Here is a 14,119-nt window from a genome sequence, read left to right on the forward strand (position 1 = left end):
TGTGAGTGATCCACCGGGGGCAATCACACCTACATCTTCGGATTGTCGGTATGTGTCTAACTCGCCGCCTTCACGCAACCACACGTACCGCACTCGTACATTTCGGCTGTTATTGTTCGCAAGATTTGAGATGGTCGCGTCAATCTCAACTGGTTCTCCTGGGGTTGGTTCCTCTACATGTGTTGATGTTTCGATTTGAACTGGTGGTGGTGAGGCGGCTGCTGATTGGATGCTCACCAAGAGGATCGTCGTGAGTATAACAGCGGCACAGACAGCTCGCAGCGTTGTTTGCTTGGAAACATGTCTACTCATTGTGGGCGTTCGCTTTAGTAATCGTACCAGCAGAGGGTTGGTTTCCGGATGCGTGGCTGCACATACCACTGCTGGTGGTTTTATAAATAAAAGAGAGGAGGCAGTGTTTCCCAGTGAGAAACTCGGTATTGTGATCCGTCTCGGCTTGATACCCTCCCCGGGTGAAGCGAGGCTTTCCGCTTGATTTTCCGTCAGCACCACAGCGGAAACCGAAGCAGAAACGCCGAGAGTATCAGCGCGGCGTTGACTGGAGAACGTCGCCGTCGAAGACGATCCCACGTTCGGCGTCGACGCTGATCGTCTCGCCGTCGGCGATCGAATCCGGGAGGGTCGCATCGCTGAGCATCGGGAACCCAACCTCCCGGGCAACGACAGCCGGGTAGCCGGTGAGCCCATCGCGGCTATCGATAATCCCGCCGATCCGTCCGAGATCACCGGTAAACTCGCCGTCGAACGCGGTCGACAGCGCGAGGATCGCACCATCGGGGATCGACGAGAGATCGCCGTCGGTCAGCCGAACCAGCGGGCCCGAGGCCCGCCCGCCGGTGATCGATTTCCCGCTGGCAACCTTCTCGGCGGCGATATGAACCTTCAGCATGTTGGTCGTATTCGCCCCTTCGACCCCGGAAAACAGCCCGGAGATGGCGACGACCGTCTCGCCGCTCTGGGCCGCGCCGGCATCGATCGCCGACTGAACGCTGCTTTCGAGGATCGTATCGGCGGTATCCTCATACTGGTGGTACTGCGGGGTCACACCCCACACCAAGGCGAGTTGCCGACGCACCCGGTGGTTTGGCGTGGTGGCGACAACGGGTACCGGCGGCCGGAATTTGGCGGCCTTGCGGGCGGTGTAGCCGGATTCGCTGGCGGCGACGATCGCCGCGGCACCGATATCCCGGGCGAGATAGCGCGCCGACCGCGCCAGCGGCTCGGTCCGGGAGCGATCGCTGGCGGCCGGCACGCGCTGCTCGACGGTTTCGGCGTACTCGTCGGTCGACTCAACCCGGGAGACGATATCCGACATCATCTCCACGACACGAACCGGATCATCGCCAACCGCGGTCTCCCCGGAAAGCATGACCGCGTCGGTGCCATCCAACACCGCGTTGGCGACATCGGAGGCCTCCGCGCGGGTCGGCCGGCGGGCCTTGATCATCGAATCCAGCATCTCCGTGGCGGTGATCACGGGAACGCCGGCGTCGACACATTTCTTGATAATCCGTTTCTGGATGATCGGCACGTCCTCAAGCGGGCATTCGACGCCAAGATCGCCGCGGGCGACCATGACGCCATCAGCGGCGTTGATGATCGAATCGAGGTTTTCAACTGCTCCGGCGCGTTCGATCTTGGCGACAACAGGGATCTCCGCGCCGAACTCCTCGATCCTGTCGGCGATGGCGTACACGTCCTCGCCGTCGCGGACGAAGCTGGCCGCAACGAAATCAGCCTCTTTCTCGGCGGCGAGTTTGAGTTCTTGTTCGTCCCCAGGGGTGATCAGGTCGATATCGAGATCGACACCGGGAACGTTGACACCTTTTCGGCTTTGGAGATCGCCCCCGGAGTCGATGGTGGCGGTGACCGCCTCGCCATCGACAGCGTCGACCGTGGCTTCGATCCGGCCGTCATCGAGCAGGATTCGGTCGCCCGGCTCGGCCGCGCCGATCGAGACCGACAGCCCAACCCGGTCGGCGGTGGCGGTGTCGCCCGGTTCGAAGACAACCGCCGAGCCCGTCTCCAGGGTGACATGGCCGTCGATCTCGGCGGTGCGAACCTCCGGCCCCTTGAGATCCATCATCAGCGCGAGCGAGCGGTCGCTGTCGGCGTCGACCGCCCGTACCCGGTCGATGACTGTCGCCCGGTGATCTGTTGTCCCGTGGCTGGCGTTGAGCCGCGCGACGGACATCCCGGCCTCGTTGAGCGCACGGATCGTCTCCGCGTCGCTGGAGGCTGGCCCGAGCGTACAGACGATTTTCGCGTTTCGCATGGCTCAGCGTAGGTCAGGTAGCTTAAAAAAGCCCCACGATACGGCCGTCGGAGACGCTGATCGGGGACAGCTCGCCGCGAGACGGGCTCAGCCGGTGATCGATCCCCCGACAGCCTCGTCGAGTTCGGCGGTCAGCTCCTCGGCCTCGAAGGGTTTGGTGACATAGCCGTCCGCGCCGGCCTTGGCGGCCTCCCGCATCTTCTCCTTCTGTGAGACACTCGTGACCATCACAACCGTTGTCTCCGGGGATCGCTCCTTGATCGCCGAGAGGGCTTCGATGCCGTTGAGCTTCGGCATCATGATATCCATCGTCAGCAGATCCGGCTTGGTCTCGGCGAACACCTTGATCGCCTCCCGGCCGTTTTCGGCGGTGCCGACGATCTCAACGTGGTCGTCGATCGTCTCGGAGACGACCGTCCGCTGGAAGGCGGAGTCGTCGACGACGACTGCCTGGGGTGGCATAGACGACGTAGGGACGGCGAGCACATAATGGTTGGTCTCGGAAGCGGAGTCGTCAGTGCTGAACGAACGACCCTTCAGACAAGCAACACAGCCACGCCGCATCAATCCAAACAGGAAAAACGGGTAGCTTCAAGCATCTCCCGCCGCCACCTCCACCCAGATGAAGGTGTTCTCCTCGCGGGCGGATCGATGGCAGACCCTCCTCCTTGCGGTGGCCGTCATCGCCGCGTTCGTCGGCCTCTATCTTGGTGTCCGCCGGTACGCCCCCTTCGTGTTCGATGCACAGGCCCTCCGGACGTGGATCGCGGGGTTCGGTGTCTTCGCCCCGCTGGTGTTCATCGTCCTGCAGGCCACCCAGGTCGTCGTCGCACCGATCCCCGGACAGGTGGTCGCCCTCGTCGCGGGCTATCTCTTCGGCCCCGTCTACGGCACCATCTACAGCCTGACGGGCGTGTTGATCGGCAGTGCTGTCGCGTTTAGCCTCGCAAAGCGATACGGGCGGTCGTTTGTCGAGCGCGTGATCGCCGACGAGGTGATCGACCGCTTCGACGCCTTTGTCGAGCGCGTCGGCGTTCCGGGGCTGTTTGCCTTTGTCATCATCCCCGGGCTACCCGACGATGCGATCTGTTTTCTGAGTGGGCTCACCACATGGCGGCTCCGAACGTTTATCGCCGTGATCGCCGTCGGCCGCCTCCCGGCCTATGTAATTACGGTCTACGCAGGCGGGGAGTTCGCTGGCGGACGGTTCCGAACAGGGATCGCACTGGTCGCGTTCGTCATCGTCGTCTCGGCGGTCGGCTACTACAAACAGGAGGCGGTGCGGGATCTCGTGGCGCGGATCGAACCGCGGCTGCCGTTCTAAACTCGCCTGACAGTTCCGGCAACTCAGGCCGAGGCAGTCGATTCCGAGCCCCGCCCGCTCGGTAACCCGAACTCAACCTCGATCCGAACCGTCTCGTAGGGGACATACGGCTGCTTCGCGCGGCCGTTCGTTTCGAACTGAACGATATCGTAGTCGGCCAGCAGATGCAGGTCGTCGTGAACATCGTGGACATCGCGGTCGAGGCGGTCGGCTAGCGCGCGGATGCTCGCCGGAGGGGCCTCCATCACCGCCTCAAGTAGCTCCATCCGACGGTCGGCAAGTAGCTGGCGGAGCCGCCCACGATCCTCGAAGTTGACGACATGTGGAACTGTCTCGCCGGCCTCCCACCGTTCGGCGCGCTCAACGGCGGCCGCCTGTGCCTGCTCGGCCGGCAGCGCGGTGAGACGGAGGGTCGACGGATACTCAGCCTCCGTCAGATCGGCGATGAACGCCTCGTGGGGTGGCTCTGGCTCGGTCGCCTGCTCGCCTGTAGCGTCGGTGTCAGTCGGTTCGTCGGGCATAGATCTCGTTCACCTCGGTGTGGAACATATCGATGAGATCGGCGAGGGTTGTGAACGAAAGCGGTTCGATGTCGCCGTTTGGGCCGTGTCGGTAGTGTCGACCAACATCCAAGTGATACGGGGCGTTGTCGTACCGCAGGAGCGTGTCGCCGCTGGCGTCCATATACTGGAAGCTATACTTCAGCCCGTCCGGGTACTCATCGCTCGGTGGAACCCGCTGTGCAACCATCTCATACCGGCTTTCGTCCGGTTTCTCGTCGTGCTCCCGGTAGACAACCCTCGCCGGCATCGGTTCCTATGTTGTGTTTTGTTCCCAACAAAATAAACTCTTCCGTTGGGGTCGAAACACAACGAACCGTGTCACCCCCACGTCCATTTCGCATCGAGGACGTACCGATAGAGGCCGCTGATGAAGATGGCGACAGCGTTGCCGATAAGATACAGGAGCCCGGCCCACTCGACGAGTGCATAGAGGATCGCCAACTGTAGCGGGATCGCCGTCCCGCGGACGACGTTTGTTTTCAGCAGTCCGACGAGATACTCGACCCGGCCGGTGTTCTGTGAGGCCTGAAACGTCCAGGCGTTGTTGAGCACATACGAGAGGATGATCGTGATCTCGATGGCGATCGTCGCCCCCAGCAGGTAGTTCAGGCCGCCGATGTCGACAAACAGCCACAACAGCACCATCTGAATCCCGGCGGTAAACGCGCCGACAGCGACAAACCGCCGGAGTTGGACGGCAAGCGGGCCGGACAGGAGTGCGCGAAGAAACGAACGAAGCACCTATCTGTACCCCAACGCGGCGAGCCGTGTTTCGAGTTCCTCGTCGACAGCGTCCTCGACTGTGTTGTCGGCATCGGCGGCGGCCAACATCGCGGCGTGGTCGGCGGCGATCTCGCCAAACCGGTCGTAGACCTGCTGTGCCGCCGGGGTGAGAGCAGTTGCTTCTGCGTTGTCGGCCATCAGATCTGTCTGCTGAGTCGGATCCACCTGGCGGTCGTAGAGCTCGGTCGTCCCGGTTGCGGTGTTTTCGATGTAGACCCACCGCTCATCGCGGACGCTGAGCAGGAGCTCACCCTCCGCAAGCGACCGCGGGATCGGTTGGGTGGTAACCGTCTTGCCGCGGACAGCCGCCGAGACAACCGGCTCCCCGGCGGGGGGCGTCCCATCCTGAACAGCCGGCAGCAACGACTCGCCGGCCCAGGCCTCGGGGGCGTCGACACCGAAGCAGTCGGTGACTGTCGGCGGGATCGCGTCCAAACTGACCGCGTCCTCGATCCGGCGGCCGTCGCTGCCGGGGAGATCGACGAGCAGCGGGACGTGGATCAGCTCGTCGTAGAGCTTGGGGTAGTGGGCGAGGTGGCCGTGTTCCTGGAACTCCTCGCCGTGGTCGCCGGCGACGATGACGGCGGTATCGTCGTCGTGGCCGGTCGCCGACAGCGTCTCCAGCAGGCGACCGATGCTGGCGTCGACCTGGGTGACGGCGGCCTGATACAGCATCCGAAGATCGGCCAGGGTCTGGGGGCCGACCTCCAGACCGAAGGCGGTGCGGGCGTGGGCGCGCAGCATGCGGTGGGTGCCAACTGTGTCGTCGGAGACCGCGCGGATGTATCGGGGAGCGGGAACGTACGGCGTGTGGGGATCCATGTAGTGGATCCACAGGAAAAACGGCCGGTCGTCGCCCTGGCGGGCCTCGATGAACTCGGTTGCGCCCTGCTCGATATCGAACATCCGGGAGGTGTCGAGAAACGGGCGGTCGTCGCCCGCGCCGTTGAGCCACGAGCGCGCCCGACGCAGCGGCGAGGTCGCCAGCTGTACCCACGCCTCAAGCGTCGGATGGGTGGCAAGATACCGGCTGTAGATGCTCGATCCGACGCTGGCGACAAAGGGCTCGAAGGTGTCGTACCCATCGTCGTACCCCCAATGAGAGGTCAGAAAGCCGTTGGCGGCGTTGAAGCCGCCGGTGGCGATATCGCTGTCGGCGAGCACCCGTGGCAGTGTCGGCGAGTCGGCAACCCCGATCCGGCCGTTGTCAGCGAACACCGGCCGGGAGGCCAACATTGAAGGAAACGAAAACGGTGTCCAGTTGCCGGTCGCAAAGGCGGTCTCGAAGACCGTCGCCCGGTCGGCCAGCGACGCCAGCGTCGGCGTGTGTCCGATCTCGCCGTAGGGGCTGATGGCGTCGGCGCGCAGTGAGTCGACCGTGATGAGAACGGTGTTCGACACGTCGGTATCGGGATCCATGGGGTGGCGGCGGCTATATAGCCGTCCCACGGGCCACCGCTATGAAAAGCCTGCTATTGTGTCGCTGTCACCGTACTGTCACTGGATTCGGGTGCCGATCGGAGCGTCAGCGTGGGTCGTCAGCAGGTCGGCCTCCTCGCCGGCCGCCAACAGCATCCCGTTTGATTCGACGCCGAACAGCTCGGCCTTTTCGAGGTTGGCGACGATGATGACGCGGGTGCCCGGTAGCTCATTGAGGTCGTGGAGCTGTTTGATCCCCGCGACGAGCTGGCGTTGCTCGTGGCCAATATCGACCTGTAGCTTGGCGAGTTTGTCAGCGTCCTCGACGCCCTCGGCGTCGATGATCTCGCCGACACGGAGGTCGAGATCCTGAAAGTCCTCGAAGCTGATTCGCTCGTCGGTGAGGGGTTCGAGGTCGGCGGCCTGTGCGTCGGTGTCGGCGTCAGTGGTGTCGTCGCTCATGGTGTCTTCAGTGTCGTCTGCGTCATCGTCCTCATCCGCTTCGTCGTCGGTTGCGGCCTCGACGCGCTGTTCGAGCTTTTCATTGAGTTCCTCAACGCGTTCGGCTTCGATCTTCTCGAAGAGTTCGTCCGGTTCGTCGAACGCGCCCTGTGGAGCCTCGCGAGCGACAGCGACGGTGGTGTCGGCGACATCGCCAGCCTCCCCGAGTTGGCTCCAGAGCCGATCGCAGGTGTCGGGGGCAACCGGTTGGAAGAGCACAGCGAGTGCCTTCGAGAGTTGGACGCAATCATAGATAACCTGTTCGGCGCGTTCGGGATCGTCATCGGTCAGCTTCCAGGGCTCGTTGCGCTGGATGTACTCGTTGCCGAAGGCTGCGAGGTCGATGGCAGCGTTGCCGGCCTTCCGGATCGAGTAGTCGTTGATCGCGGCCGCGAAGTCGTCGACGGCCTCGGCGATTCGGTCGTCGACTTCGTCGGAAACGGTCGCGTCGGGCGCGCCGCCGTAGTTGCGCGCGGCAAACAGCAGCGACCGGTAGACGAAGTTGCCGAGTGTCCCCACCAGTTCGGTGTTGACGCGGTCGCGGAACTTCTCCCATGAGAAGTCAACGTCCTGCTGGAAGCCGCCGTTGGTGGCGAGATAGTAGCGCAGCAGGTCGGGATGGAAGCCTTCATCGAGATACTCGTCGGCCCACACCGCGCGGTTCCGGCTCGTCGAGAAGCCTTTGCCGCCGAGCGTCACAAATCCGGAGGCCATGATCGCACGCGGCTCGACGTAGCCCGCGCCGTTGAGCATCGCCGGCCAGAAGATGGCGTGGTGTTGGATGATGTCGCGGCCGATGACGTGGACGATCTCGCCGCCCTCTTTCCACGGCTGCTCCCAGTCGAAGGCGTCGCTGCCGACGCGCTCGGTGTACTGTTTGGTCGAGGAGATGTATTCGATTGGCGCGTCAACCCAGACGTAGAGGACGAGGTCGTCGGCATCGTCGTCTTCGTCGCCGTCCGCATCGTTGGGGTCGTCGCCGTCAGCGTCTTCAGGGTAGTCGATCCCCCAATCGAGATCACGGGTGATACACCAGTCCTGCAGCCCGGATTCGATCCATTCGCGGGGTTGGTTTTGGGCGTTCGACGTACCTTCGAGCCGGTCGAGGAACTCCGTGAGGTACTCCTCGAATTCTGAGACCTCGAAGAACTTGTGGGTGCGTTCGTGGTACTCGGCGGGGTTGCCGGTGATCGAGGAGACGGGGTCTTCGATCTCGCCGGGTTCGAGGTGGCGCTGGCAGCCCTCGTCGCACTCGTCGCCGCGGGCCGTCTCGCCGCAGTACGGACAGGTGCCCTCGACATAGCGATCCGGGAGGTGCTGATCCTCGATGGGGTCGTAGGCGACCATGATCTCCTTCTCGTAGATATGGCCTGCCGCGGCGAGCTCGCGGACGATCTCTTTGGTGGTTTCGGTGTTCGTCTCGTCGTGGGTGTGGCCGTAGTTGTCGAACGCGATGTCGAACTGCGGGAACGTCTCCTTGTAGGTTTCATGCCACTCCAAGGCGAACTCCTCTGGGGAGACACCCTCCTTGTCGGCGTTGACGGCGACCGGGGTGCCGTGCATATCCGATCCGGAGACGAAGGCGGTCTCCTGGCCGAGCGTTTCGAGTGCGCGGGCGTACACGTCGCCGCCGACGTAGGTTCGGAGGTGGCCAACGTGCAGGTCGCCGTTGGCATACGGCAGCCCGCAGGTCACCACCGCGGGACGGTCGGTTGGGAACTCCTCGTGACTCATTGGCTATCCGTTAGTGATGCAAGCCTAAAAGCCGCTGATTCGTCGGCGGTCGACTTCGGGGTGGTTACTGTCCACCAGCCCCTGTCTCAGCCCTCTCCTCGCCGTCGACATCGCCATCCGACGTTTCTTCATCACTCTCCTCCGAATCGGCTCTGCTCCACAGGGACACCGTCAGTCCAGCTATCAGGAGGAGTCCGAGCAACAGTAGTCCGGTGGGAGTATCGTCGGTCTCACCGACTCCCTCGTCATCGGTCTCGTCGACCGGTTCGGCGGCGGTCTCCGGCCGATCGAGACCGATTGCGAACCGTGAGACGTTTTCGACGGTGGTACCGAATCGGACTGTATCATCTGTCTCGTCGATGACTGTCGTCTCATGTCGTTCCCAGTCGTCAGTTTCAGGGGTGCTACGGTAGAGCGATACCGCCTCGGGATCGTCTTCGACAGTCTCCATAGCCTCGACTGGGAGGCGGAACTCGAGTGCAGCCTCATCAACTCGGTCGTGCTCCAGATCGCTGTCGATTCCGAGGTAGCCAGCCGATTTAACGCTCGATATGTCGAGCCGACGGGCGGTGTCGGTGGGAGGCTCGCCGCCCGTGCGAACCGTCAGCGTAGTGTCGACCGGTTCGGTGAACTCGAACTCGATCCGTTCGATCGTCGCTGTCGAGAGATTCGCGTAGGCTGACTCGGTTTCTGGAAAGTTGAATTCGGCAGTTCCGGAATCGCAGATCCGTAGCCGCGACTCGGCAACCCCGTCGCTGATCGTCGGATCCACGGTGGCACGAAGACGGTCGGTACGGGAACGAGCGGCAACGATACTGTCGCTCTCGCTTACGGTGCAGCTGCTGGTGCTCTCGCTGGTCGAGGTCGACTCGTCGACGCTACTCTCGAACGTTGCGGTCGCCGTATCGGTACCTGCGTCCGTCTCGTTAAACCGCACAGCGTACTTGCCACCATCGGTCGCAGACGCAGTGAAGCGAGCCTCGCCAGCGGCGGTGGTGGTTTCGGTCTCACCGCTGGCAATCCCAATCAACTCCTCGACATCCTCGGCGTCGTCGACTTCGATGGTCGCTCCCTCGACCGGGTTGTTGTTCTCGTCTTTGATACCAACGGTGAATTCGACCTCGTCGTTGCCGTCAGCGGTTGCCCTGTTTTGAGTTACTTCGGCATCGATACTCTCCGGTTCACCCGCTTCGAACGTCACCGTCGCGCTGTCATTGCCAGCAGTTGTCTCACTAAACCGGACAGTGAACTCACCGATGTCGGTCGCGGTAGCGGTGAAGACGGCTTCTCCAGTAGCATCGGTGGTTTCGGTCCTGTTGCCGTCGATACCGTCCAGTGCGTCGATATCCTCGGCGTCGTCGACTTCGATGGTCGCTCCCTCGACCGGGTTGTTGTTCTCGTCTTCGACACCAACGGTGAATTCGACCTCGTCGCTGCCGTTGGCAGTGGCGTTGTCGACGGTGCTGTCGGCACTGATACTGTCCGGTGCACCCGCTTCGAACGTGCCGGTGACCGTTTCCGTGATACCCTGTGCCTGTTCTTCGACGGTGAATGTCACGTTCGCTTGGGTAGTCGTTGATGCTGCTGTCACTGTGAGTTCGCCGTTCCCATTCGTTTCTTGAGAGTCGTCACCGCCATACAGTATGTCGATCCCGGTATCGGTCGTCCGTACCGTTGCATTGGAAACACGGTTGTCGTATGCGTCTTCAAGGGTAACCGCAAATCGGAGTGTATCCGTCCCATTTGCCACGGCGGTATCGTCGACCCGGTCGACAGTAAGGTCATCCGGACGACCAGCTTCGAACGTGGCGGTCGCACTCGCGCTGCCAGCATCCGGCTCGCTGAACTGGACGGTAAACTCGCCAGCATCGGTTGCGGTGGCAGTGAACGTTGCTGCACCGGAGGTGTTGGTTTCGGCGGTATCGCCGCTGTCGAGGCCGCCCAACGCGTCGACATCCCTAGCGGCGTCGATGGTGATCGTCGTCCCCGAAACGGGATCGTTAGAGTCGTCTTCGACGTCGACGGTGAACGTGACTTCGTCGCTGCCGTTGGCGACCGCCCCATCGGTGGTCACCGTGGCGTCGATATCGTCGGCTGGCGAGTCGGTTGGCGGATCTGGATCCGGATCTGGATCCGGAGCGGAGTCGACGGTCACGGTCTCGACGGCGGTCTCGTTCTCACTGGCGACCGTCACGGTATGCGTCCCGGCGTCGCCCGTGGTTGTGGCCCACGCGAGGTCGACCGAATCGTCGGACGCACCACTGGCGAGTGATACCGAGGTCGTGTCTTGCTGCGTGTCGTCGAAGTCACTGAGCGTTACCGTCTGCTCGCCGTCCGCTCCCCAGTTGGTGACGTTGGCGGTCACGTCGAGAGTGTCGCCTTCGGTGACTGGCCCGTTCGTCCCGACGATCGATACTCCATAGAAGGGCTCGGTGTCTCGCCACGCGAGTACGGGGTACTCTTCGGTTGCATGCCACGTGTCGGTAAATCCGAACCCGTCCATGGTGTCGGTCGCGTTCTGGCCGGTCATGTTCGGTGTCGTCAGTCCCGTTCCGCCCTGGGAGGTCGACTGGTTGGTCGTGTTAAGATCCCAATAGGCGTCGACGGTCGTCGCACTGTCGTTGTAGCCGACCAGCCCGCCGACGTTCGTCCCGGTGTCGTCGACCGTTCCGGTGGCGAACGAGGTCGAGACAGTATCTCTGTTGATCCCGACGAGCCCGCCAGCAGTATCACCTGTCACAGTTCCGGTCGCGCTCGTGTTGGCGACTGGCCCACGGTTCGTACCGACGAGTCCACCAGCGATTCCGGATGTCGCCGTGACCGTTCCGGCTGCGTACGACTGTTCGACACGACTGTCGCCGTCGTCGTTCCACCCGACGAGTCCGCCAACTCTGTTTGTGCCGTCAACGGAACCGGTCGCGTACAGTTCTGATAGTGTGTTCGATCCGTACGTTGCTCCGACGAGTCCGCCGACGTTGATCGCACCGTCTACGGAACCGGTTGCGGACGACCGGTTGATGTCGGTGTTCCCGACAACGCCGACGAGACCACCGACATCTTCCGAGCCGTTGACTGCGCCGGTCGCAGACGAGTTCTTGATGAGTTTCCCACCGTAGTATGCATAGCCGACGAGGCCGCCGGTGTTGTCCGTCCCGTTGACATCGCCACTCCCGTTCGTGCCGGTGATCGTACTGTTAAATGACTGGCCAGCGAGCCCGCCGACATTGTTGCCGGTCCCGTTGACGTTGCCACTCGCGTTCGAGGTTCCGAGATCGCTGGTATAGAGATACCCGACGAGACCGCCGGTGGTATTTATCCCCCTGACATTACCACTCGCGTTCGAGCCGGTGATCGTACCTTCGTTCGACCGACCGACGAGACCGCCAGCATTAGTATTGCTAAAGCCAGTGACACTGGTACCATTGATATCGCCGCTCGCCGTCGACGTAGTTATGCTGCCCTGATAAAGATAGCCGACAACCCCGCCAACATCTGTTGAACCGTTGATTGTGGCGGTCGCGTTCGATGCGTTCAAGATGCCTTCGCTGTAGCCGACGATACCACCCACGTTGTCGCTGCCGTTGACGGTGCCGTCGACCGTCGCGTACCGAATCGATCCGGAGCTGTTACCGACGAGCCCGCCGGTGTCGTCGTCGCCCGCGACCGACGCCGATTCGAGGTGGACGTATTCGAGCGTGGCACTGGACTGTGTTGAGCCGAACAGCCCGACCTTGTCCGTGGTGCGGTCGACCGTCAGGTTACCGATCGTCCGGTTTCGCCCGTCGAACGTCCCACTGAATGACCCGATGGGATCGAACCCGTTGCCGCCGTTCGCGCCTGTGGCTGCAACATCGTCGTAGCCCAGTACGCCATCGTCGAGATCATCGGCGAGGAGATAGCCCTCGTCGAGATCGGTTCGAACGGCATCGAGGTCGTCCCAGTTTCGAACCGAGATGAGAGCGTTGATTCCTTGGAGTTCGAGCTGTCGCTGCCGTTCGACCGCGCTGAGAACCGGATAGCCGTCGGCGGTGGCGTCCGAATCGTCCGCTTCGACCGTCTCCCACACCGTCGAGTCCCCAAGCCCGGTCATGGTGGTGGTGGGTGGACTCGATCCCTGCATATCCGCGGTCGAGAGTTGGTTTCCGATGCCGTTGGCCGGTGTATTGTCGAAGTACGAGTCGTCGATCGTACCGGAGAAATTGGAGCCGACAAGTCCGCCCTCGTTGACATTTCCTGCGGTTGCGGTGAGCGTGCCGATCGCGTATGTGGCAGTAATCTGTCCCTGATCGTTTCTCCCGACGAGACCGCCGACGTGCACGTCGACATCGGCATCGCCGTCGACATCACCGATGGCGTATGCGTCGGTGACCCTGTTGTTGTTTTTGCCGACGAGTCCACCAGCGTAGGTCCACTCGCCATTGTAGTTGACGCCGGATTCAGCAGTCACGATCCCAGTTGCGACGGATGCTTCGATACGACCGTCATTCCGTCCAGCGACACCACCGGCATGGGCCCCGAATGCGGCTGTGACAGTGACGTTGGCAGTCGTAGTCGACTGTGTCAGCTTCCCGTTGTTGTCTCCGACAACGCCGCCACCAAATACCCCGCTGGCTGTCGAATTTATTGCGACACCGTCGACCTGTCCCGAGACGAACACTGAGTCGACAGTACCGTTGTTGCTACCGACGAGACCGCCAGCGTACAACATTTCGTCAGTAGTCGACGTTATATTACCAGTGATAGAGACGTTCGTCAGCCGGACGTCCTGAACTGTCGCCCCGTTGATCCCGCCGAAGAGACCGATCTCCTTCGCAGTCCGGTCGACGCTCAGGTTCGAGATCGTATATCCTGCGCCGTCAAAGCTACCGTCGAACGCGTCGGCAGTGCAGCGCTCCTGTACGGTATCGTACTCACACGTCCCGATGGGATCGAACCCCTTTCCGCCGTTCCACGAGTCGGTCTCGATCGCGTTGATGTCGCTGACGAGCGTGTAGTCCGCATCGAGGTCGTCTTCGAGTGCCTGCAGTTCCGAAGCATTCGAAATCTCGTAGGGGTCGTCCGTCGTCCCGCTGCCGTTGAGATCACCCGTGTCGATAGCTGTTGGGCCATTCGCGGCCCCTACACCCACCGCGACTGAGAGCAGGATCACGCAGACGACCAGCCAGCGACAGCCACGGACGGCGAGCCGACGGCGAGACGGGCAGCCGCGATCACGCGAGAACCGTTCAACGATTCGGCTGAGTCGTGATACTGCAGTAGCGGCATACTGTTTGAGCATCATAGAGGGCAAAACATCATCCCCGATATGTTGATCAAATTGACTTAATCATCTAGCATGATTTACGCATATATGTTATATATGCGCAGTCAAATCTATTTATTTTGGTGTGTTGAAGATGTGTAATTCAGATCCGGGTGAAACAGAAATAGTAGCGGTATCCGATTACGTACCGACTGATCGTCCACCTATCGACCGTGGGTGCCGGAGCGAACGCATCG

Annotated in this window: 9 protein-coding genes; 1 reads left to right on the top strand and 8 read right to left on the bottom strand. The window is 62.0% G+C overall.

The annotated features are described in order from the left end of the window. Positions 1-544: 544 nt before the first annotated feature. Positions 545-2,296: a pyruvate kinase gene (pyk, locus tag HKK80_RS02695; protein WP_411798074.1), complete on the bottom strand. Its 1,752-nt coding sequence runs from the start codon at positions 2,294-2,296 to the stop codon at positions 545-547. Between the two features lie 87 nt (positions 2,297-2,383). After that, positions 2,384-2,758 (bottom strand): response regulator, encoded by a 375-nt coding sequence (locus HKK80_RS02700; protein WP_411798075.1) that lies wholly within the window; start codon positions 2,756-2,758, stop codon positions 2,384-2,386. Positions 2,759-2,918: 160 nt separating this feature from the next. On the opposite strand from HKK80_RS02700, the gene HKK80_RS02705 reads away from it, so the two are divergent. After that, positions 2,919-3,620 carry a TVP38/TMEM64 family protein gene (locus HKK80_RS02705; RefSeq protein ID WP_411798076.1) on the top strand — a complete coding sequence of 234 codons (702 nt, stop codon included), beginning with the start codon at positions 2,919-2,921 and terminating at the stop codon, positions 3,618-3,620. A gap of 23 nt (positions 3,621-3,643) precedes the next feature. Here HKK80_RS02705 and HKK80_RS02710 read toward each other — a convergent pair whose 3' ends face one another. The 6 genes from HKK80_RS02710 to HKK80_RS02735 all read right to left on the bottom strand — a co-directional run bounded on the left by HKK80_RS02710 (position 3,644) and on the right by HKK80_RS02735 (position 13,901). Beyond that, entirely contained in the window at positions 3,644-4,141 is a 498-nt protein-coding gene (locus HKK80_RS02710) for a transcriptional regulator (RefSeq protein ID WP_411798077.1), read from the bottom strand. Beyond that, a complete protein-coding gene (locus HKK80_RS02715) occupies positions 4,122-4,430 on the bottom strand; it encodes a DUF6516 family protein (RefSeq protein WP_411798078.1) in 309 nt (102 codons plus the stop codon). The genes HKK80_RS02710 and HKK80_RS02715 overlap by 20 nt, the downstream gene beginning before the upstream one ends. Positions 4,431-4,501: 71 nt before the next feature. After that, complete coding sequence (locus tag HKK80_RS02720; protein WP_411798079.1) at positions 4,502-4,924, bottom strand: GtrA family protein; 423 nt, start codon at positions 4,922-4,924, stop codon at positions 4,502-4,504. Beyond that, the gene (locus tag HKK80_RS02725; RefSeq protein WP_411798080.1) at positions 4,925-6,385 is read right to left on the bottom strand and encodes a sulfatase; all 1,461 of its coding nucleotides are present in this window, start codon (positions 6,383-6,385) and stop codon (positions 4,925-4,927) included. Positions 6,386-6,463: 78 nt separating this feature from the next. Next, positions 6,464-8,620 (bottom strand): methionine--tRNA ligase, encoded by a 2,157-nt coding sequence (gene metG, locus HKK80_RS02730; RefSeq protein ID WP_411798081.1) that lies wholly within the window; start codon positions 8,618-8,620, stop codon positions 6,464-6,466. A 64-nt stretch (positions 8,621-8,684) separates the two neighbouring features. Continuing rightward, a complete protein-coding gene (locus HKK80_RS02735) occupies positions 8,685-13,901 on the bottom strand; it encodes a beta strand repeat-containing protein (RefSeq protein WP_411798082.1) in 5,217 nt (1,738 codons plus the stop codon). Positions 13,902-14,119 lie beyond the last annotated feature (218 nt).

Origin of the sequence: Halonotius sp. F2-221B (assembly GCF_046719765.1) — an archaeon.
Classification (GTDB): Archaea; Halobacteriota; Halobacteria; order Halobacteriales; family Haloferacaceae; genus Halonotius.

Excerpts from the sequence above, each read along its gene's own strand:
- HKK80_RS02715 (WP_411798078.1), bottom strand. The coding sequence starts at position 4,430 with ATGCCGGCGAGGGTTGTCTACCGGGAGCACGACGAGAAACCGGACGAA.
- HKK80_RS02725 (WP_411798080.1), bottom strand. The coding sequence starts at position 6,385 with ATGGATCCCGATACCGACGTGTCGAACACCGTTCTCATCACGGTCGAC.
- metG (WP_411798081.1), bottom strand. The coding sequence starts at position 8,620 with ATGAGTCACGAGGAGTTCCCAACCGACCGTCCCGCGGTGGTGACCTGC.
- pyk (WP_411798074.1), bottom strand. The coding sequence starts at position 2,296 with ATGCGAAACGCGAAAATCGTCTGTACGCTCGGGCCAGCCTCCAGCGAC.
- HKK80_RS02710 (WP_411798077.1), bottom strand. The coding sequence starts at position 4,141 with ATGCCCGACGAACCGACTGACACCGACGCTACAGGCGAGCAGGCGACC.
- HKK80_RS02735 (WP_411798082.1), bottom strand. The coding sequence starts at position 13,901 with ATGATGCTCAAACAGTATGCCGCTACTGCAGTATCACGACTCAGCCGA.
- HKK80_RS02700 (WP_411798075.1), bottom strand. The coding sequence starts at position 2,758 with ATGCCACCCCAGGCAGTCGTCGTCGACGACTCCGCCTTCCAGCGGACG.
- HKK80_RS02705 (WP_411798076.1), top strand. The coding sequence starts at position 2,919 with ATGAAGGTGTTCTCCTCGCGGGCGGATCGATGGCAGACCCTCCTCCTT.